Origin of the sequence: Moraxella porci DSM 25326 (genome assembly GCF_002014855.1) — a bacterium.
GTDB lineage: Bacteria > Pseudomonadota > Gammaproteobacteria > Pseudomonadales > Moraxellaceae > Moraxella > Moraxella porci.
In genome coordinates this window covers 100,719-119,584 of record NZ_MUYV01000001.1, presented here as the reverse complement: position 1 = coordinate 119,584, position 18,866 = coordinate 100,719, and the positions used below count along the sequence as shown (strand labels likewise).

General features: G+C 46.2%; 20 protein-coding genes. 17 read left to right on the top strand and 3 right to left on the bottom strand.

What is annotated here, in order from left to right; genetic code table 11:
• Positions 1-118 precede the first annotated feature (118 nt).
• The gene (locus B0681_RS10450; protein WP_211271495.1) at positions 119-304 is read left to right on the top strand and encodes a hypothetical protein; all 186 of its coding nucleotides are present in this window, start codon (positions 119-121) and stop codon (positions 302-304) included.
• Complete coding sequence (gene mrcB, locus B0681_RS00595; protein WP_228143836.1) at positions 234-2,594, top strand: penicillin-binding protein 1B; 2,361 nt, start codon at positions 234-236, stop codon at positions 2,592-2,594. The genes B0681_RS10450 and mrcB overlap by 71 nt, the downstream gene beginning before the upstream one ends.
• An 85-nt stretch (positions 2,595-2,679) precedes the next feature.
• Here mrcB and B0681_RS00590 read toward each other — a convergent pair whose 3' ends face one another.
• Positions 2,680-3,522, bottom strand: coding sequence for an arylamine N-acetyltransferase family protein (locus B0681_RS00590; RefSeq protein ID WP_078316812.1), 843 nt, complete (start codon positions 3,520-3,522; stop codon positions 2,680-2,682).
• Between the two features lie 190 nt (positions 3,523-3,712).
• On the opposite strand from B0681_RS00590, the gene prmA reads away from it, so the two are divergent.
• The 5 genes from prmA to B0681_RS00565 all read left to right on the top strand — a co-directional run bounded on the left by prmA (position 3,713) and on the right by B0681_RS00565 (position 8,356).
• A complete protein-coding gene (gene prmA, locus B0681_RS00585; RefSeq protein ID WP_078316811.1) occupies positions 3,713-4,642 on the top strand; it encodes a 50S ribosomal protein L11 methyltransferase in 930 nt (309 codons plus the stop codon).
• A gap of 323 nt (positions 4,643-4,965) precedes the next feature.
• A complete protein-coding gene (locus B0681_RS00580; protein WP_199174072.1) occupies positions 4,966-5,226 on the top strand; it encodes a helix-turn-helix domain-containing protein in 261 nt (86 codons plus the stop codon).
• A gap of 188 nt (positions 5,227-5,414) precedes the next feature.
• Positions 5,415-7,016 (top strand): bifunctional phosphoribosylaminoimidazolecarboxamide formyltransferase/IMP cyclohydrolase, encoded by a 1,602-nt coding sequence (purH, locus tag B0681_RS00575; protein WP_078316809.1) that lies wholly within the window; start codon positions 5,415-5,417, stop codon positions 7,014-7,016.
• 203 nt (positions 7,017-7,219) lie between these two features.
• A complete protein-coding gene (gene phhA / locus B0681_RS00570; protein ID WP_078316808.1) occupies positions 7,220-7,999 on the top strand; it encodes a phenylalanine 4-monooxygenase in 780 nt (259 codons plus the stop codon).
• 12 nt (positions 8,000-8,011) lie between these two features.
• A complete protein-coding gene (locus tag B0681_RS00565) occupies positions 8,012-8,356 on the top strand; it encodes a 4a-hydroxytetrahydrobiopterin dehydratase (protein ID WP_078316807.1) in 345 nt (114 codons plus the stop codon).
• A gap of 54 nt (positions 8,357-8,410) precedes the next feature.
• On the opposite strand, the gene B0681_RS00560 is transcribed toward B0681_RS00565, so the two are convergent.
• The gene (locus B0681_RS00560; RefSeq protein ID WP_228143813.1) at positions 8,411-10,243 is read right to left on the bottom strand and encodes a SurA N-terminal domain-containing protein; all 1,833 of its coding nucleotides are present in this window, start codon (positions 10,241-10,243) and stop codon (positions 8,411-8,413) included.
• Between the two features lie 259 nt (positions 10,244-10,502).
• Positions 10,503-10,775, bottom strand: coding sequence for an HU family DNA-binding protein (locus tag B0681_RS00555; protein ID WP_078316805.1), 273 nt, complete (start codon positions 10,773-10,775; stop codon positions 10,503-10,505).
• 29 nt (positions 10,776-10,804) lie between these two features.
• On the opposite strand from B0681_RS00555, the gene B0681_RS00550 reads away from it, so the two are divergent.
• The 10 genes from B0681_RS00550 (at position 10,805) to B0681_RS00505 (ending at position 18,783) form a co-directional block, all read left to right on the top strand.
• Positions 10,805-11,029, top strand: a complete 225-nt coding sequence (locus tag B0681_RS00550; RefSeq protein ID WP_078316804.1) for a hypothetical protein — start codon at positions 10,805-10,807, stop codon at positions 11,027-11,029.
• 333 nt (positions 11,030-11,362) lie between these two features.
• Positions 11,363-12,064 (top strand): hypothetical protein, encoded by a 702-nt coding sequence (locus B0681_RS00545; RefSeq protein WP_078316803.1) that lies wholly within the window; start codon positions 11,363-11,365, stop codon positions 12,062-12,064.
• A gap of 272 nt (positions 12,065-12,336) precedes the next feature.
• Positions 12,337-12,840 (top strand): Rrf2 family transcriptional regulator, encoded by a 504-nt coding sequence (locus B0681_RS00540; protein ID WP_078316802.1) that lies wholly within the window; start codon positions 12,337-12,339, stop codon positions 12,838-12,840.
• Positions 12,837-14,060: an IscS subfamily cysteine desulfurase gene (locus tag B0681_RS00535; RefSeq protein WP_078316801.1), complete on the top strand. Its 1,224-nt coding sequence runs from the start codon at positions 12,837-12,839 to the stop codon at positions 14,058-14,060. Before B0681_RS00540 ends, B0681_RS00535 begins: the two co-directional genes overlap by 4 nt.
• A 321-nt stretch (positions 14,061-14,381) precedes the next feature.
• On the top strand, positions 14,382-14,765 hold the full coding sequence (gene iscU, locus B0681_RS00530; protein WP_078316800.1) for a Fe-S cluster assembly scaffold IscU: 384 nt from the start codon (positions 14,382-14,384) through the stop codon (positions 14,763-14,765).
• A gap of 63 nt (positions 14,766-14,828) precedes the next feature.
• Positions 14,829-15,149, top strand: a complete 321-nt coding sequence (gene iscA, locus B0681_RS00525) for an iron-sulfur cluster assembly protein IscA (RefSeq protein WP_078254323.1) — start codon at positions 14,829-14,831, stop codon at positions 15,147-15,149.
• Between the two features lie 9 nt (positions 15,150-15,158).
• A complete protein-coding gene (hscB, locus tag B0681_RS00520; RefSeq protein WP_078316799.1) occupies positions 15,159-15,686 on the top strand; it encodes a Fe-S protein assembly co-chaperone HscB in 528 nt (175 codons plus the stop codon).
• Between the two features lie 161 nt (positions 15,687-15,847).
• The gene (gene hscA, locus B0681_RS00515) at positions 15,848-17,707 is read left to right on the top strand and encodes a Fe-S protein assembly chaperone HscA (protein WP_078316798.1); all 1,860 of its coding nucleotides are present in this window, start codon (positions 15,848-15,850) and stop codon (positions 17,705-17,707) included.
• Between the two features lie 40 nt (positions 17,708-17,747).
• The gene (gene fdx / locus B0681_RS00510; protein ID WP_078316797.1) at positions 17,748-18,086 is read left to right on the top strand and encodes an ISC system 2Fe-2S type ferredoxin; all 339 of its coding nucleotides are present in this window, start codon (positions 17,748-17,750) and stop codon (positions 18,084-18,086) included.
• Positions 18,087-18,234: 148 nt separating this feature from the next.
• Positions 18,235-18,783: a hypothetical protein gene (locus B0681_RS00505; protein ID WP_078316796.1), complete on the top strand. Its 549-nt coding sequence runs from the start codon at positions 18,235-18,237 to the stop codon at positions 18,781-18,783.
• The last annotated feature ends 83 nt before the right edge of the window (positions 18,784-18,866 follow it).

Sequence of the window (18,866 nt, the reverse complement as noted above, 5' to 3'; positions counted from 1 at the left end):
TTAAACCCCAATTTTTGATGGTATTTAATATTTTCAACAAAAATCCTACAATCAAGCAAATCTTAGCCAATTTTCTACGCGGATTTGGCTTGAAAATTGAACAAATTTGGGCGATAGTATGACTTTTGATTTTTCGAGGTTTTGCGGTGTTAAAATCGGCTTCATCAACAAAACATCCCCACAAATCACAGCCTTATCAATATGGCTTTGTGATGAGTTTGTTGGCATTATTGATGATGGCTGCGGTTGCGGCTATGGTTTTTTATGTGGTACATCTCAATGCCACGGTCGTCAGCAAATTTGAAGCACGCAAATGGGACATTCCTGCTACCTTGTATTCACGGCCGCTGACTTTATATCAAGGTGCAGCGCTGTCGGCATCAGAGCTTGAGTCTTGGCTGAAGTTGTTGCGCTATAGCCAAGATGCCACCACCCAAACTGGCCGCTATCAAAAAAATGCTAACACCTACACCATTTACAGCCGCGGCTTTCATTATGGTGACAGCGACAGTGAAGCGGCGCAGCTCATCGAAGTGCAGTTTGATGACAACGCCATCACCAGCCTAAAAAGCACCGTCCCAAATAACCGCGGCATGGTGCGCATCGAACCCATCAAGATCGGCAGCATCTATCCAGACAATAACGAAGACCGCCTACTAATCGATGATAAGCAAATCCCGCAGCCGCTCATTGATGCACTCATCGCCACCGAAGATCGCGGCTACTATGATCATTATGGCATCTCGATCCGCGGCATCAGTCGCGCCATCGTCGCCAATGTCACTGGTCAGCCGATGCAAGGCGGCTCTACCATCACTCAGCAGCTGATCAAAAATTTTTATTTAAATTCTGATCGCACATTAAAGCGCAAGGTCAATGAAGCACTGATGGCGATGCTCTTAGAATTGCATTATGACAAACAAGAAATCTTATTGGCTTATTTAAATGAAATTAATTTGGGTCAAAATGGCAATCACTCGGTGAATGGTTTTGGCATCGCCTCACAATTTTATTTTGATAAGCCATTAAATGAATTGACTTTGGATCAATATGCATTGTTGGTCGGACTTGCCAAAGGGCCAAGCCATTATAATCCGCGCAATCATCCTGATCGTGCGCTGTTACGGCGTAATGTTGTCCTAAAAAACATGCTCACCACTGGCAAAATCGATGACGCTACCTATCAAGATGCCATCAAAAAACCACTGGGCGTGGTCAAAACACCTGCCATCGCCAAGCCCAGATTCCCCGATTTTTTGGATGCTGTTAGCCGAGAAATTAAGCAGTATTATCGCAAAGAAGATCTGCAAAATCGCGGATTAAAAATCATCTCAACGCTTGATCCCATCGCCCAACAAGCCGCCGATACCGCAATGGCCAATAGGCTTGGCGAACTGCGCAAAAAAGGTGGCGCCACCAAAGATCTGCAAGGCGCACTGGTCAGCGCGCACCCTACCACAGGGGAGCTTGTGGCACTGGTTGGCTCAGGCAGCGAGTTTACTGGCTTTAACCGAGCCATCGACGCCAAACGCCAAGTCGGCTCACTGCTTAAGCCTGTGATTTATCTGACCGCTTTTCAGTCTGGCCGCTATCATCTGACCACGCCGGTCAATGATCAGCCAGTCAGCTATACGGTCGGCACTGAGCGCTGGACGCCCAAAAACTACGGTGGCGCGTCGCATGGCCAAGTGCCTTTGATGACAGCTTTGGCCAATTCTTATAACCAAGCAGCGGTGAATGTCGGCCTGTCTTTAGGGATGAACGCCTTTAAGGCACAGATGGCAAATTTATCCATCACCACTGAGATTCCGCCTTATCCATCGGTGATGCTCGGTGCTATCGACTTATCGCCAATGCAAATGCTTGGGATGTATCAGATTTTTGCCAATGGTGGTGCTTATACACCCATTCATACCGTGCGTACGGTGATCGATGATCAAGGCCGAGTATTGCAGCGCAGTCAAACGCATCAGCAATTTCGCGCACCACCTGAGGCGGTGTATCTACTCAATCGCGGTTTACAAGAAGTCATCCGCTCAGGCACCGCCAAAGCTGCCAATGGCATCAATAAAGATCTGGGACTGGCTGGCAAAACTGGCACCACCAATGACAATAAAGATGCGTGGTTCGCTGGTTACAGCGGCAACTATGTCAGTGTGGTATGGGTCGGTCGTGATGATAACAAGCCAATCGGGCTGACTGGCGGTACAGGCGCGCTGCCCATCTGGACGGATTATATGCGCAGACTTACCCTAAGCCCTGTCAATCTGCCCGTACCATCAGGCGTGACTTGGCAATGGATGGATGGCTATGATGGCACGCTATCCGCCCAAGGCTGTACTGGTGCGCTGTGGCTGCCTGTGATTGATGCGTATCGTCCATCACAGATGAGCTCATGTGCTGCCGATATACTGTATCAACAACAGCTCCAAGCGCAGATTCAGTCGCTCGGCGATAATCTCGTGGATACGGGTGGTTACTATATCGAAGGCGAACCATTATACACACCTGAGCCTGAGATTCCACCAACTGACGACTACATCATCGATGACTATATCGAACAATCAATGCCAAATAGCCAAGATGGGTATTGATTGTTACTCATCATGGTGATTGGCTTTACAAGTTAGCACTTAAATTCGCTTAATTTCACCAAAGTTTAATGATTAATTTAAGCCATTAGATAGCATGATGCTCTAAAAACTGCGCCAGTACCATCTTTTGGTCATCGATGTGCGTGGTATTGATGCCAAATGTCCGAGTTAATAACTCAAACAGCTCATCGACCGTGCCTATGTCATAGCTTTGGCTTGGCTGTCCGATCTGGTGGCGACGATAGCGGGTATTGAGCAGGCTGTGTCGCACGCCCTGTGGCTCGATGCGTGATACCATCAGCCGTGTGCGAAATGGCGATGATGGATGCGTAGATACGAACCAATTACCCATCTCAAGCAGTGGCTGATCAGCTGGCGTCAAATCAAAAGCATACAGCATCTGCCATTGTCCCTTGATCTGTACCGACAGCACCCATTGATCCCCAAAAGCTGTGAGCCAATACTCGCCGTGTGGCGTCGTCTGTATGGTGTCAAATTCCAGCTTCAAAGGCGCGGTCGGCACCTGCCCACCAAAGCCCACATCCACCAGATAAGCCACCCCATCTACCATCACCTTTAATAAAGTATGTGTGCGTGCTTTTGGGGTGGCAGGATTGTTCTCATGTACGATATAGCCTGTCAGTGTTACTGCCTCGAAGCCTAGTGCCACGAGTGCCTGACGCAGCAGTTCATTTTGTTCATAGCAATAGCCGCCACGGCGCTCGATCACCAATTTTTGATAGATGGCGGCAGGGTCGATGTCCACTGTCTCATGCAGCACCGTCGATAGGCTTTGAAAGGGATAACGGCACAGATGCATCAGTTGCAGGCGTGACAGCGTTGTCATGCTTGCCCCATTTTTTTGAATGTCTGATGGCGTGATGTCCAGTGTTGTTAGATAATGATCCAGCTGTGATTTAGTTAGCATAGTTACTCCTTGTTTTGATTCATTTGTCTGATGAGATCATATTCACATCAATTATAACCAGTCATCTACCCATCACTCAAGTGCAGACTGCGGCCGCTGCGGTCATTGATATTCATAAGTCTGCATCATTTATTAAGCTTGCGAACTTTGTTATAATACATATTAATTCATTTATTTTTTAGGATCTGCTATGTCTTGGCAACAACTTCATCTACAATGCCCAAAATCCGCCGTCGAGCTTGCCGAAGCTTTATTTTATGAAGCTGGTGCTGTCTCGATTTTGCTCGAAGATGCTGGCGATGAGCCACTGTTTGAGCCGATGCCTGGTGAAGAGCCACTGTGGAGCGATGTGGTGATGACGGCGATTTTTGATACCAATAGCGATGACAGTTTTGCTGGTACGGATTTTGAAGGTCTTGCCAGCGAGATGGCCACCGAAGTGGATGCGACTCGTTTTTGGCTCACTCGCTTGGATGATAAGGACTGGACGCGTGAGTGGATGACTTACTATAAACCGATCAAATGCGCAGGCAATCTGTGGATTGTCCCTGAATGGCTAGAAGCACCTGATCCAGATGCCACCAACCTAATCCTAGACCCTGGCCTTGCCTTTGGTACAGGCTATCATGCCACCACTCGCCTATGCTTAGATTGGCTGTCTGAGCAGGATTTGACCGATAAACTGGTCATCGACTATGGCTGCGGCTCAGGTATTTTAGGTGTGGCTGCACTGCTGCTGGGCGCTCGCCAAGTGCTTGCGGTGGATATCGACCCACAGGCTGTGCTTGCCACTCGTCAAAATGCCGCATTAAATGGCGTCGAAGATAAGCTTATTGCCTTCTTGCCTGATGAGTTTATCGCGTATCGTCAAGATCATCCTGAACTATGTGACACCATCACCGCCAATATTCTTGCCAAGCCATTGATTCACTTTGCCCCAATCTTTAGCGAGTTACTTAAGCAAGATGGTACGATTGTGCTGGCAGGTCTGATCCAAAACCAAACTCAAGATGTCATCGATGCCTACACCTCATATTTTGATATCGATGCACCATATGCCTATGACAATACCGAAGATCATCACTGGCATCGCCTAAGCGGCCATAAGCGCGCAAGCTAAATCACACCCATCACAAGCCCACATCAGGCAGACTTAAGACTTAAGTCTGCCTGATTCATTCATCATTTACAAAGTCACTACATGCCATAACATAACGGCAATGGCGAGATTTGTCATCGTTTGGTAAGATTTGGCCATATTTTGAGGTTGATATCGATAAGCGGTGCCATCTGACAGTCCCATATTGAGATCAACCACCCAAATTCAACCCTATCATTATAAGTCGCACTGCACCAACAGGTGTTCTATTTGTGCTCGTTTGTGGATTTATATACATGCACACCACCTCTTACATCGATGCCGACCCAAGCCTTCACGATTCTATGGATGCAGCCATCGAGACCAATGACAAAGATTCAATGCCGCTGCATGTGCATGTCGAGCTTGCGGTGCAGCGCTATTTTGATGCATTGGGCGATGAAGACGCCAGCAATTTATATAATCTTTTTTTGGCAGAATTTGAAAAGCCACTTTTGATGGCGACATTGCAGCACACCCGAGGCAATCAATCCAAAACCGCACAAATTCTTGGGCTTAACCGCGGCACCCTACGCACCAAGCTTAAAAGTTATGGACTACTCTGACTCCATCCTACGCCACCTCACCCAAGGCTGATCGCTTTGGGTTTTGTTTACCAATGCAGAAAATTTTGGATAAATGTACAATTTGACTTTATAAAAATCGCCATCAATGGTATCATTTTGTTTTTAAATTGTCGGTCGAGCATTGCTCGATTGTCATTGCCAATTTTATCCATTGTTAAGGGTGATTTATGAGTTCTAAGCGTTTTGCTTTATTGTCCGTATCTGACAAAGCAGGTATCGTTGAGTTTGCCAAAGGCCTAGTTGATGCAGGCTTTGGTATTTTGTCAACTGGTGGTACTTTTAAGCTATTGACCGACAGCGGTATCGATGCCATCGAAGTCTCAGCACACACAGGCTTTAGCGAGATGATGGACGGCCGCGTCAAGACCCTACACCCAAAAATTCATGGTGGCATCCTAGGTCGTCGTGGCGTGGATGATGCCATCATGGCAGAACATGGCATCGACCGCATCGACATCGTCGCAGTGAATCTATATCCATTTGCCGCGACCGTCGCCAAGCCTGATGTAACTATGGGTGATGCCATCGAAAATATCGACATCGGCGGCCCTGCGATGGTACGCTCAGCTGCCAAAAACCACGCCCATGTGGGTATCGTAACCAACCCTGCCGACTATGAACGTGTCCTTTCTGAGCTAAAAGCCGGTGGTGTACTGAGCTTTGCGACCCGTTTTGATTTGGCGGTCAAAGCCTTTGAACACACAGCTGCCTATGATGGTATGATCGCAAGCTGGCTGGGTGCTCGTCTGCCTGCAGACAGCGATGCACAGCCAACGGACGACGCTACTGCAAATACCCAATTCCCACGCACTTTTAATAGTCAATTCATCAAAGCCCAAGACCTACGCTATGGCGAGAACCCGCACCAATCAGCGGCGTTTTATGTTGAAAGCACTGCCCGTGAAGCATCTGTCTCAACTGCCAAACAGCTGCAAGGCAAAGAGCTGTCATACAACAACATCGCCGATACGGATGCTGCACTTGAATGTGTCAAATCATTCGCCAAGCCTGCTTGCGTCATCGTCAAGCACGCCAACCCATGCGGTGTCGCTGTCTCACTAGATGGTATCTTGGATGCGTACAATCTTGCCTACGCTACCGATCCTGAATCAGCCTTTGGTGGTATCATCGCCTTCAACCGTGAGCTGGATGTCGAGACCGCCAAAGCCATCGTTGAGCGTCAGTTCGTCGAAGTCATCATTGCACCAAGTGTCGCTGATGGTGTGCTTGAAGTCACCGGCGCCAAGAAAAATGTCCGCGTCCTAGTCTGCGGCGAACTGCCTACCATCGATGAGCGTGCTAGCCAGTTTGACTTCAAGCGTGTCAATGGCGGCCTGCTTGTCCAAGACCAAGACCTAGGCATGATTACCAAAGACGACCTAAAAGTCGTCACCAACAAAGCACCAACAGAAGCTGAGCTTGACGATTTGATTTTTGCTTGGAAAGTTGCCAAATACGTCAAATCAAACGCCATCGTCTATGCCAAAAACCGCCAAACCATCGGCGTGGGCGCAGGTCAGATGAGCCGAGTCAACTCTGCTCGTATCGCCGCCATCAAGGCTGAACACGCAGGTCTGGCGGTCGAAGGTGCTGTGATGGCATCGGATGCGTTCTTCCCATTCCGTGACGGTATCGACAATGCCGCTGCCGCTGGCATCAAGTGCATCATCCAGCCAGGTGGCTCAATGCGTGATGATGAAGTCATCGCTGCTGCCAATGAGCATGGTATTGCGATGGTATTTACTGGTATGCGTCATTTCCGTCATTGATTTTTGATTTTATGATAAGCACAGCCTTAGGGTTGTGCTTATTTTTTTACATCGGATAAGCCGATAAATTAAACCAAATTTTATATAAATAATAATTATAATAACCAAAAGTTAATAATTTGAACGGGATTTGAACCATTTTTCATTTGACGCTGTGGTCGGATTTACCTAATATAAAAACAGACACACAATAAGGACATTGTATGACCAACTATCACGCCCATACGCCAGATGCGTCAGGATTTATCAGCTATAGCGATGATAAACACGCCATTTGGCATGACTTATTTGTCCGTCAAAAGTTGAGTATCATTGGCAAGGCTTGCCAAGATTATCTTGATGGACTGGATAAGCTTGCACTGCCAACCACACAGATTCCACAACTTGCCGATATTGACCGAGTATTACAGCAGACGACAGGCTTTGCTACAGCTGCAGTGCCTGCATTGATTTCATTTTCCAAATTCTTTGGGCTACTTGCTGACCAAAAATTTCCTGTGGCGACCTTTATCCGCACTCGTGAAGATTTTGACTACATCCAAGAGCCTGATATTTTTCATGAAATTGTCGGTCATTGTCCGCTATTAACCCACCCTGCCTTTGCCAAATTCACCCACACCTATGGCAAGCTTGGGCTAAAGTCAGATAAGGCGACACGGGTATTTTTGGCACGCTTGTATTGGTTCACGATGGAATTTGGATTGATTGATACCACAGAAGGACTGCGTATCTATGGTGGCGGCATCCTAAGCTCGCCAGCCGAGACCGAATACGCGCTATCGGGCAAGCCTGAATATCGACCATTTAATCTCAATGATATTTTGCGCACACCCTATCGCATTGATAAGATTCAGCCAATTTATTATGTGATTGAGTCGCCTGATGTGCTATTCAGCCTAGATGAAGATACCCTACTATCCGCCATCAGCCAAGCCCAAAGTGATGGACTGTATGAGATGCACCCAAGTTTATTAGATAAATAATAGGAGATAACCATGGAAACCCCACTCAAAGACCAAACCTGTGAAGTCTGCCGCCTAGATGCACCCCTGTTGTGCGATGACCAACTGCCCGTATTGCTCGAGCAAATCCCTACTTGGCAGATGATCGAAGTGGATGGCATCAAGCGACTGACCAAGGTATTTAAGTTCAAAAATTATAAACAAGCACTGGCCTTTACCAACCAAGTCAGTGAGATCGCTGAGTCTGCCGGTCATCATCCTGCCATCTTACTTGAATGGGGCAAAGCGACGGTATCCTGGTGGTCGCACGAGGCCGGCGGACTACATAAGAATGACTTTATCTTGGCAGCGCGGACGGATGCATTGGTTCATGATTGAAATGTAAAAAAATACCCCAAAAAACAAAGCTTTGGGGTATTTTTATCAATCAAATCAGCGCTGAGCTTTTAGCGCGTCTTCGTTAATGATGACCTCTGAAGTGTCACGCAGATAGCGGACATAGTCCTCTAACTGATCGGCGCCGACATTATCACGGATGACTGCTACAGCTTGCGCGCGATCAGCGGCTGACAGCTGTGATTCTTGTGTTTTTTGGACTGGACCGCCAACGATGACGCTCGCGCCCTCTTCGGTCTGCACTGCCCAAACATCGTGATCGCCACTTTGATGCAAGAATAAGCTTGCTTTTTCTAGGGCGCTCAAGAGCGGAGTTGCGCGCGTGACCATGCCCAAATTGGCATTCGGCACTCTAAGTGCTGCTGAATCTGATGCCGCTGCTTTTTGAGCATCTGCCAGCGCAAGCTTGATGGCTTGTTCTTTTGCTAGAGTTTGGCGGATTTGTTCTTTGGCTTCCTCAAAAGTCAGAGGGCGCGATGCTTGGTAATTGCTAGGCTGCACCCAGACATTCTTATTACCCAAAGACACATTCGGACTTACCCCTTGATCTTGAATGGTAAAGTCATCAAAAGCCGCTGCGATCACTGCAGGCTGTGCCAATGCAGTGGTATTATTCACCTGCGGATAAGCATTAATCTGCTGTACAGTCAGACCAGTTTCTTTGGCAATATCAGCCACACCCATGCCATCGGTGGCCATGGTGTTAATGCGTGCTGACAGATCCTCAAAAGCTTGGCTGCGCTTAAATGCCGCTGCTCGATCCATCATCTGGTCGCGCATCGAGGCTAGATTTGGTGCATCATCACTGATTGAGGTGACCTTAAACAGATGCAAGCCAAAACCCGTCTGCACAGGCTGACTCACCTGACCCACGCCCACGCCTGCCAAGGTCTCTTCGACTTTGGCAGCGTCTTGGCCAAATACCGCAGGATTAAAGCTGCCGATGGCACCGCCGTTGCTGCCACTTGGATCATCAGAGTACTGTGCCGCCAAGCTTTCAAAAGACTCGCCAGCGGAGAGCTTTGTCTGAATCTCAGCTGCGCGCGCTTCAGCATCAGCACCTGTCAGCAGAATCTGTGCAAGCTGTCTGCCATCGCTGATGCCATTTTCGCGCATATAGGCCGTCTGCTGCGCGCTGATCTCTGCCTCAGTCGGCGCCTCGATCTTCAGTGCCATAGGATCCAGCTCGATATAGCTTAGATCCACTGTGGCAGGTTTAATCAGTGTATCTTTATTGGCATCAAAATAGGCTTGGATTTGTGCATCTGTGATTTGTACTTGATCGACATAATCCTGCCAGTGATAGCGCTGCACCCACACTTCGCGCGACTCCAGCTGCAAATCGATCAGATGGCCAATTTGGCTATTTGGATAGATCGCTGTGCCTACGATGCTGTTAATCAGCTGTCTTAGGCTTAGGCGCAAACGCTCAATACCAAACAACACATCTTTGGTCAAACCATTTTGCTGCAAATACGCAGCAAAGAGATCATTAGAAAACTGCCCATTGTCCTGAAACACTTCGTACTGCTGCAAAAGCTGTGTGATCATCTCATCAGAGACGGTCATGCCCAGACTCAATGCCTGATTTTCCAATAGCGCGCGGTCAGTTAAGCGCTTTAAGGTCATCTCAAACAAAGCCGATTCATTGATCAAACTGGCATCGATGCCACGCTCAATCAATGCATTGCGCTCAGCGTTCATTTCGGCTTGAAAGGTGCTGACATCGACGACCTGATCACCAACTTTGATCAGTTCATTGGGCTGAATGTTTGGGCCGCCAAATGTCCCCACGCCCAAAAAAGCCATGGGAATCAAAGTACCTATCAAAACCAACCGACCTGGCCAGCTTTTTAAGAAATTGCGCATGTTTTCCATTATTTTGTACTCTTATTCGTGTGCCAAAATTGAGGTGCCATGGGTGCAAAACGCAAAAAAGCGATGATGACTGCTTGGCTCAATGTTGGCTAAAACTAAAACCCTACTATGATACGCTAGTTTTGGTAAATTCTCAAAATACTTTTTGTAATTTGCCATAAATTTCCTAGCGATTAAAATCAGCACAAAACAAAAAAGCCGCTCAATGAGCGACTTATCGATTCGATAATTGATTTATCAAAAGTAACAATCAGTTTACAGAATCTTTTAGGCCTTTACCTGCTTTGAAGCTAGGTACTTTGCTGGCAGCGATTTGGATTTCTTCGCCAGTCTTAGGGTTGCGGCCAGTACGAGCTGCACGCTCTTTGACACTGAATGTACCAAAACCAACCAATACAACGTCATCACCACGTTGTAGTGCGCCTTGTACGCTTTCGGTGAATGCATTGACTGCTTTTGCAGCTTGCTCTTTGGTAAGGCCAGCGCTTTGTGCGATGCTATCTACCAATTCTGACTTATTCATAACTGATCCTCTTTACAATGGAACAATGGATGGAAAATTTCCAAAATGGGTTTGCTAGTGTTATAGCAGCTTTAATAAGGATGCATTTTAAAAGCATCATCGCGGTTTTACAAGTGCTAAATACAAAATTTTGCACAAAAATTGCAAAATTTTGTAGTTTTATGCTTAAAACTCACACAAATTTTAAAAATAACGCCAAAACACCGCAAACAATATCTACCTTTATAACAAGTGGCGCAACAATAAGCAAGTAAAATTACATATTTTTATGTAAAAGCTGCAAAAAACCGCTATTTTTCTTATCAAAGATACAGTAAGATGACAAGCATGCGTTAATGTGTCGGTGCAGGTCGCTGTCATACCCCTGAGAGCCATGCTGTTAAAGCCGTGCTATGTTTGCCTACTGGCAAAATTGTTGCAGATGTGCTATTTTATGACTGCTAGACGATGGTTTATGCGTTGGCATATTGGACAGTTAAATTACCATCAAGACCATACAGACAGCCATTAAGCGCTTAGAATAAAGTGATCGCTATGATCAAACAGATTGTGGATAATATCGATTAAAATAACTTTAGGAAAATTCAATGATTCAAGACAACTCCAATTCAGCACAAAACCAAGCACCAAAGCCTGCAGCTGAGAGCCATTCTGGTGGTGTCATCTCAAAAAGCCTGCTTAGCATTGTGCTGATTTTTATCGAATCGGCGCTGACTTTGATGCTGCGATTTGACCCAAAGCTGCGCCAACTGGCCTACCCATTGGCCAAAGCAGGTACTGTCGTTTGCATTCGCTCTTATTTGCCACATGTCACTGTGTATGCCACTTTCGGCTATCGCGGCGTGTTACTGGACAATGAATTGCCCCAAGACAAGCAAGCAGCAGATATCACCGTCAATGCTTACAGCTTTCAGCTGATCAATGCTTTGATCAACCACAATCCTGATCACATCGAAGCGTTGCAGATTCGAGGTGAAGCTGCTCAAGTTGAGAATCTCAAAGGCTTTTTGGTGCGCGTCGGTGTCGGTGGCGCGATTCAAAATGTCTTAGCCAAGTTTACAGGCGGCGACAAACAAAAACCAACGCCCGAAGAACGCGCCGAAAAAATCGCCAATTATCAAATCAAGATCAATGAACAAGCCGAACGCATCGATACTTTGACAATGGAAAATCAGCGTCTCGCCACCCAACTTATCGAAGCCAAAAGCAAACAAAAATCTGCGATCATTGCAGCCATCGTCGCTGCCGTCATCGCTTTGGTGAGCATTGTTTTGCATTTTGTGATCTAAGTCATCGTCGCATCACGCTTGGCCAGCACATCCAGCAGTGATGATCAGCTTGGCGTGATGAGCCATTGAGCAGCTGATCTGGCATTGACATTGCATTGATAATATTAATCCATCGAATTGAAAATTCTGATGGATTTTTTTATGCAAATAATCTTGACCTATTTACTCGGAATTATTATAATATGCGACATTATGAATAAGCCAAGTGATTGGCAAATTATTTATTTACCTAGGTTTGACTTGTTCAAACTCGGCAATATTTGGGATTTCGTATGCGTTTAACCACTCGTGGACGGTATGCCGTCACTGCCTTGCTTGATCTGGCTGTCCAAGAGAACCGCCATCAAGGTGCGGTGTCGTTATCAGACATTGCAAAACGCCAATCCATCTCCATATCTTACCTAGAGCAGCTATTTTCAAAGCTTCGCAAAAAAGGCTTGGTCAATAGCACACGGGGTGCATCAGGCGGTTATCATCTTGCCAAGCCACTTTCCGAAATTGACATCATGAGTATCATCACCGCTGTCGATGAGAGCATCAATGCGACTCAGTGCGGTGGCAAAGGCGACTGTCATGACGGCTCGATGTGCTTGACACATGATTTATGGCATGATTTATCTGCACACATCGAATCATACCTAAAAAATGTCACCCTAGCACAGTTATTAGAAACTAAAAACACACAAGCCATCGCCGACCGTCAAGAACATCGCGTCTGCGGGGCAAAAAAAGACTCACAAATCACAACAATCAATTTAATTGGAAATCTAGCATGAGCCAGACATCACTGATTTATCTCGACTACGCAGCCACCACCCCAGTCGCCAAAGAAGTGGCGGATAAGATGGTGCAATACCTCACTTTTGATGGTATCTTTGGTAACCCTGCTTCTCGCTCGCATGGCTTTGGCTGGCAAGCAGAAGAAGCGGTGGAAACCGCCCGTGACCAAATCGCCCAAACTGTCGGTGCCGACCCTCGTGAAATCGTCTTCACCAGCGGTGCGACCGAGTCGGATAACCTTGCCCTAAAAGGCGTGGCACATTTTTATCACAGCAAAGGCAAACACATCATCACCTCCAAGATTGAGCATAAGGCCATTTTGGACACTTGCCGTCAGCTTGAAGAAGAAGGCTTTGAGATTACTTATCTTGAGCCAGAGCAAGGCACAGGTCTGATTACTCCAGCTCAAGTCGAAGCAGCACTGCGTGATGATACCATCTTGGTTAGCCTAATGGCGGTGAATAACGAGCTTGGTACTGTCACAGACATCGCTGCGATTGGTGAGATTACTCGCGCCAAAGGCGTACTGTTCCATGTCGATGCCGCTCAAGCAGTCGGCAAAATCAAAATCAACCTAGCTGAACTAAAAGTTGATTTGATGAGTTTCTCAGCACACAAAATCTATGGCCCAAAAGGCATTGGTGCACTTTATGTCAGTCGCAAGCCTCGCGTACGCATCAAAGCAGAACAGCATGGTGGCGGTCATGAGCGTGGTATGCGTTCAGGTACCCTAGCGACACATCAGATCGTCGGCATGGGTGAAGCATTTGCCCTATCGGTTCAGCGTTTTGATGAAGATCATGCACATATCAAAGCATTGCGTGACAAGCTCTGGAATGGCCTACAAGACATCGAAGAAGTTTATCTAAACGGTAGCCTTGAGCATGGTATTCCAAATATCATCAATGTCAGCTTCAACTTCGTCGAAGGCGAAAGTCTGATGATGAGCCTAAAAGATTTGGCAGTATCATCAGGTTCGGCGTGTACTTCAGCGACACTTGAGCCATCGTATGTACTGCGTGCGATTGGTCGTCCTGATGAGCTTGCACATTCATCGATTCGCTTTAGTATCGGTCGCTACACCACCGAAGAAGATATCGACCGTGTACTTGCCCAAATTCATGAAGCGGTGGACAAACTGCGTGAACTGTCACCATTATGGGATATGTTCAAAGAAGGGATTGATTTATCCACCGTTGAATGGCAAGAACACTAAATCGTTATTTCTAGGGGCTGTTGCGTCGTTGGGCTTCGCTCAATGTACACAAGTACACCATCGCTCGCCCGCCTAGCACCAGCCGCCTATAAATAAACGATTACAAAGCGATACCTGCCTATCACTAGGCGATAACCACTTTGATAATGGCCGTTTTATAGGACTGATGCTCAATGTACACAAGTACACCATCGCTTACCCGCCTAGCACCAGCCGCCTATAAATAGCCGATTGCAATACAGATAAAAATTTAGTAGAAAATTTGGCAAATCCAGCCAACGCACGATTTGTCAATTCACCAAACTTAAAAGAGATACAGTTATGGCATATTCAGATAAAGTCATCGATCATTATGAAAATCCACGCAATGTGGGCAACCTAGACAAAAACGCCAAAAATGTCGGCACTGGCATGGTTGGTGCACCTGCTTGTGGTGATGTGATGCGCCTACAAATCCAAGTCAGCGATGATGGTATCATTGAAGATGCCAAATTCAAAACTTATGGCTGCGGCTCTGCCATCGCATCAAGCTCGCTCGTTACCGAATGGCTAAAAGGCAAAACCCTAGATCAAGCCGCTGCCATCAAAAATAAAGACATCGCAGAAGAGCTGGCACTACCGCCAGTCAAGGTACACTGCTCAGTACTTGCTGAAGATGCCATCAAAGCGGCGATTGAAGATTATCAAACCAAAGCACAAGCTTAATTTGACTACAATTCATCGTATCAATTAAATAAGCCAATCTTTAGAGAATTTTAAGGAATTGTCATGATTACCCTAACTGCCCGTGCTGCACAGCATGTCAAAGATTTCTTGGAGAACCGTGGAAGCGGCGAAGGTATCCGTGTCGGCGTGCGTACAGCTGGCTGCTCGGGATTGGCTTATGTGCTTGAGTTCGTCGATGAGCCGAACGATACCGATGAGAAGTTCTCAAGCGGTGGCGTAAATGTCTTTGTTGACCCAAAAAGCCTTGTGTACCTAAACGGTCTTGAGATGGATTATGTCACCGAAGGGCTAAATTCAGGGTTCAAATTCACCAATCCCAACCAAAAAGGTGAATGTGGCTGCGGTGAGTCTTTCACCGTCTAAGGCGTACCGATGAACGAGAATCATTTTTTTGCATTATTTGGTCTGCCGATCAGCTTTCGGATTGATGCAGATCAGCTCAAGGCGCGTCTGCTGGATCTCCAAAAAACACATCATCCCGACCGTCAAGACGGCGACAGTATCGCCATCACCCAAAACGCATCATTGATTAACCATGCTTATGATACCCTAAAGCGAGATGACAGCCGTGCCGCTTATTTGCTCAGTCTAAATGGCGAAGATATTGATTTGGATAAATCGATCAGCGATTGGGATTTTTTGGGTGAGATGATGGAAATTCGCATCACGCTTGATGATACTGATGACAAGGCAAGTCTGAATCAGATGGCGGATGAAATCACTCAAACCAGCCAAGCTTTGGCAGATGGTTTTGATCATGCATATCAAGCCCAAGACTGGATAAGCGCACGAGATCTTGCCCAAAAATTACAATTCGTCGGTAAGCTACATGACGATATCATCGCCAAAATTAGCGAAATCCTACAGCATCATACCGATGATGACGATTTGTATGTCTGATTGCATGATTTTAGGGAAAGTTAGAATTAACACGCCAGATTGATGCCTTTTGGCGTGTTTTTATGATGAACTATTTTGGATAACGCATCAAAATTTAGTATAATTAGCCACTGGAAAACACTTTCCAATCGCCACTTTTTTATTAATTTTAAGAATTTGCCATGTCATTATTACAAATCAGCGAACCAAATCAAAGCAAAAACCCCCATCAGCATCGTTTTGCCCTAGGCATCGACCTTGGCACGACACATTCTTTGGTTGGTGTGGTTCGCTCAGGCAAGGCACAAGTTTTGCCATTTAATGACACACCGCTATTACCATCAGTCGTGTATTATGGCGACCAAAGCGATACACCACTGACAGGCAAAGAAGCTTTGGCTTATGCAGATGACACGGCCAACACCATCATCTCCGCCAAGCGATTCATGGGGCGAGCTCGCAGCGATATTAAATTTTCACACCCTTATACATTAAGCGGTGATGATGCCAATATGCCTGCTTTTGTCACCGCTCAAGGGGATAAATCCCCAGTTGAGACATCAGCCCATCTATTGTCACGCCTATATCGCCACGCCGCTGCCGCACTACCTGATGACAGCATCCAAGGCGCGGTGATTACTGTGCCTGCGTATTTTGATGATGCACAGCGTACAGCCACTAAGGATGCAGCCACTGCGGCAGGTCTGACCGTCCTACGCCTACTCAATGAACCGACGGCCGCTGCCATTGCTTATGGCTTGGATAAAGCGACTGCTCATGGTACTTATTTGGTGTATGACTTAGGTGGTGGTACTTTTGATGTCTCCATCCTTCGACTTAGTGATGGCGTGTTTGAAGTGTTGGCTACCGGTGGCAATTCAGCCTTGGGCGGTGATGATATTGACCGCTTACTTGCCAACTGGCTCATTAAACAAGCCAAGCTTGATCCTGCTCACATTGACAATAGTGAAAAATCAACACTCGCCAAACTTGCCAAAGGCTATAAGCAAGCACTGACCGATGCAGATTCAATCACGATTGATACCATCATCGCAGGTACACAAGTTCAATTATCCCTTGATAATCAGACACTGGCACAGATTATTGAACCTGTCATTCGTCGTACACTACAAGCCTGCGAGCAAGTACTACTTGATGCCAAGATCGATCAATCAACACTCAATGATGTCATCTTGGTCGGTGGCTCGACTCGTATGCCTGTGATTATTAATGCGGTACAAGCATACTTTGACCGCACGCCACTGTGCAGCATTAACCCTGATGAAGTCGTCGCGCTGGGCGCTAGTATCGCTGCCGATCAGCTGATCAATAAAAAAGATGATGGCTTATTGCTACTGGATGTCACACCGCTATCATTAGGTCTTGAGACCATGGGTGGTCTTGTTGAAGTCATCATTCCACGCAATACACCAATCCCTGTGGCTCGTCGCCAAACCTTCACTACGCACCAAGATGGTCAGACAGGCATGGTGGTGCATATTGTACAAGGTGAACGAGATACCGTGGCGGATTGTCGCAGTTTAGCACGCTTTGAGCTGTACGGCATACCACCGATGAAAGCAGGCTTGGCGCGTATCGAAGTCACCTTTAGCATCGACGCCAATGGTCAGCTAACCGTTTCCGCCCAAGAAACCACCACTGGTGTCAAAAGCCATATCGAAGTCAGCCCAAGCTATGGACTGTCAGAAGCACAGCAAGAGCAGCTATTACTAGCAGGCTTTACGCACGCCAACGAAGACAAAAAAGCGCGTATGCTGATTGAAGCCAAAGTCGAAGCCGATCGAGAACTGATTGCATTGACTTCGGCACTGGCAGAATTTGGCGATCTATTAAGCGATGATGAAAAAAGCACGCTACAAGCACTGATGAATGATGTGCGTCATGCGATTGATGGCAATGATAAAGCTTCGCTTGATGATGCCGTCGCTAGACTAAAACCTGCCAGCGATCACTTTGCTGGCGTCATCATGGATAAGAATGTCAAAGATGCCCTTGCAGGCACACGCACCAGCGATTGGTAATGACGAATTTATTATAAATTTCAAATCATAAGAGATATTTATGACCACTGTAACCCTACTACCTCACCATGAGATCTGCCCAGAAGGTGCGACTGTCGAAATCAATGCTGGTGAAAATCTATGTGAAGCCCTACTAGATCGCGGCATCAAAATCGAACACGCCTGCGATATGTCAAAAGCCTGCACCACTTGCCATGTGGTTATCCGCAAAGGTTTTGATAGCCTAGAGGAGATGGATGACATCGAAGGCGATTTACTTGATCGTGCTTGGGGTCTTGAGCCTGATTCTCGACTGGCTTGTCAGTGTATCGTCGCGGATGAAGATTTGGTGATTGAGATTCCAAAATACACGCTCAATCACGCCAAAGAGAATCATTGATCATCCATAAAAGCCATTGAGGTATTTAACCAAGCATTCAGATTCAAAATTGACAATGCCAACTCCTTGGTTTTAGGCGCATCATTTAATTCGCCAAAACTCAAAAAAGTGCGATAAAATCACTTATCGCACTTTTTTATTTACACTTATGAATAATCAGCATTTTGAGCAGTATCTCGCCCAAATTAGACAGACAGATTCTATTTTGGACTTACCTAAGATTACCATTCATATCCATCGTCCTTTGTTGAACTTCAATGCCCTATTAGGTGTTGTTTTTGGGATTCCTCTGGCTGTGCTTGGCATTCATATCATCATTCATGATTGGCACTTTATTTTTGGTTGGGTTGTTCTATTGGCAGGACTTTTATTACTTGGTATGGTTTATGAACAAAAACAAAATCACAAGTTTAGCCTAAGCACAGACCCAAATTCTTATTTTCTACAGCTAACACCTGATGGCTTGACGCACCATCTTGATAATAAGACGATATATATTCCATGGCAAAATTTCTCATCCGTAGAAACGTTCGGCAGGCATAAAACGCAAGGCGCACACATTACGATTTTTGATAAATCTCTGAAAAACATTGAAATTTATCATGAAAATCTACCCATTCACTACAAAAAACTTGCCTTACTGATTCATGATTATCACCTTAAGGCAACTGGCAGACGAATTATCTTAATCAAATAACCCGCCCATCATTTACCAAAAGCCCACAACATTCCCCCAATTTGAATAAAATTCATGCTAAAATGAGAAGTTTTCATTATTAC

Coding starts and splice junctions, on each gene's coding strand:
- B0681_RS00505 (WP_078316796.1), top strand. CDS start 18,235: ATGAATAATCAGCATTTTGAGCAGTATCTCGCCCAAATTAGACAGACA.
- B0681_RS00535 (WP_078316801.1), top strand. CDS start 12,837: ATGAGCCAGACATCACTGATTTATCTCGACTACGCAGCCACCACCCCA.
- B0681_RS00555 (WP_078316805.1), bottom strand. CDS start 10,775: ATGAATAAGTCAGAATTGGTAGATAGCATCGCACAAAGCGCTGGCCTT.
- fdx (WP_078316797.1), top strand. CDS start 17,748: ATGACCACTGTAACCCTACTACCTCACCATGAGATCTGCCCAGAAGGT.
- phhA (WP_078316808.1), top strand. CDS start 7,220: ATGACCAACTATCACGCCCATACGCCAGATGCGTCAGGATTTATCAGC.
- B0681_RS00540 (WP_078316802.1), top strand. CDS start 12,337: ATGCGTTTAACCACTCGTGGACGGTATGCCGTCACTGCCTTGCTTGAT.
- B0681_RS00580 (WP_199174072.1), top strand. CDS start 4,966: ATGGATGCAGCCATCGAGACCAATGACAAAGATTCAATGCCGCTGCAT.
- iscA (WP_078254323.1), top strand. CDS start 14,829: ATGATTACCCTAACTGCCCGTGCTGCACAGCATGTCAAAGATTTCTTG.
- hscA (WP_078316798.1), top strand. CDS start 15,848: ATGTCATTATTACAAATCAGCGAACCAAATCAAAGCAAAAACCCCCAT.
- mrcB (WP_228143836.1), top strand. CDS start 234: ATGATGGCTGCGGTTGCGGCTATGGTTTTTTATGTGGTACATCTCAAT.
- B0681_RS10450 (WP_211271495.1), top strand. CDS start 119: ATGACTTTTGATTTTTCGAGGTTTTGCGGTGTTAAAATCGGCTTCATC.
- B0681_RS00560 (WP_228143813.1), bottom strand. CDS start 10,243: ATGCGCAATTTCTTAAAAAGCTGGCCAGGTCGGTTGGTTTTGATAGGT.
- prmA (WP_078316811.1), top strand. CDS start 3,713: ATGTCTTGGCAACAACTTCATCTACAATGCCCAAAATCCGCCGTCGAG.
- B0681_RS00545 (WP_078316803.1), top strand. CDS start 11,363: ATGATTCAAGACAACTCCAATTCAGCACAAAACCAAGCACCAAAGCCT.
- hscB (WP_078316799.1), top strand. CDS start 15,159: ATGAACGAGAATCATTTTTTTGCATTATTTGGTCTGCCGATCAGCTTT.
- B0681_RS00565 (WP_078316807.1), top strand. CDS start 8,012: ATGGAAACCCCACTCAAAGACCAAACCTGTGAAGTCTGCCGCCTAGAT.
- purH (WP_078316809.1), top strand. CDS start 5,415: ATGAGTTCTAAGCGTTTTGCTTTATTGTCCGTATCTGACAAAGCAGGT.
- iscU (WP_078316800.1), top strand. CDS start 14,382: ATGGCATATTCAGATAAAGTCATCGATCATTATGAAAATCCACGCAAT.
- B0681_RS00550 (WP_078316804.1), top strand. CDS start 10,805: ATGGAAAATTTCCAAAATGGGTTTGCTAGTGTTATAGCAGCTTTAATA.
- B0681_RS00590 (WP_078316812.1), bottom strand. CDS start 3,522: ATGCTAACTAAATCACAGCTGGATCATTATCTAACAACACTGGACATC.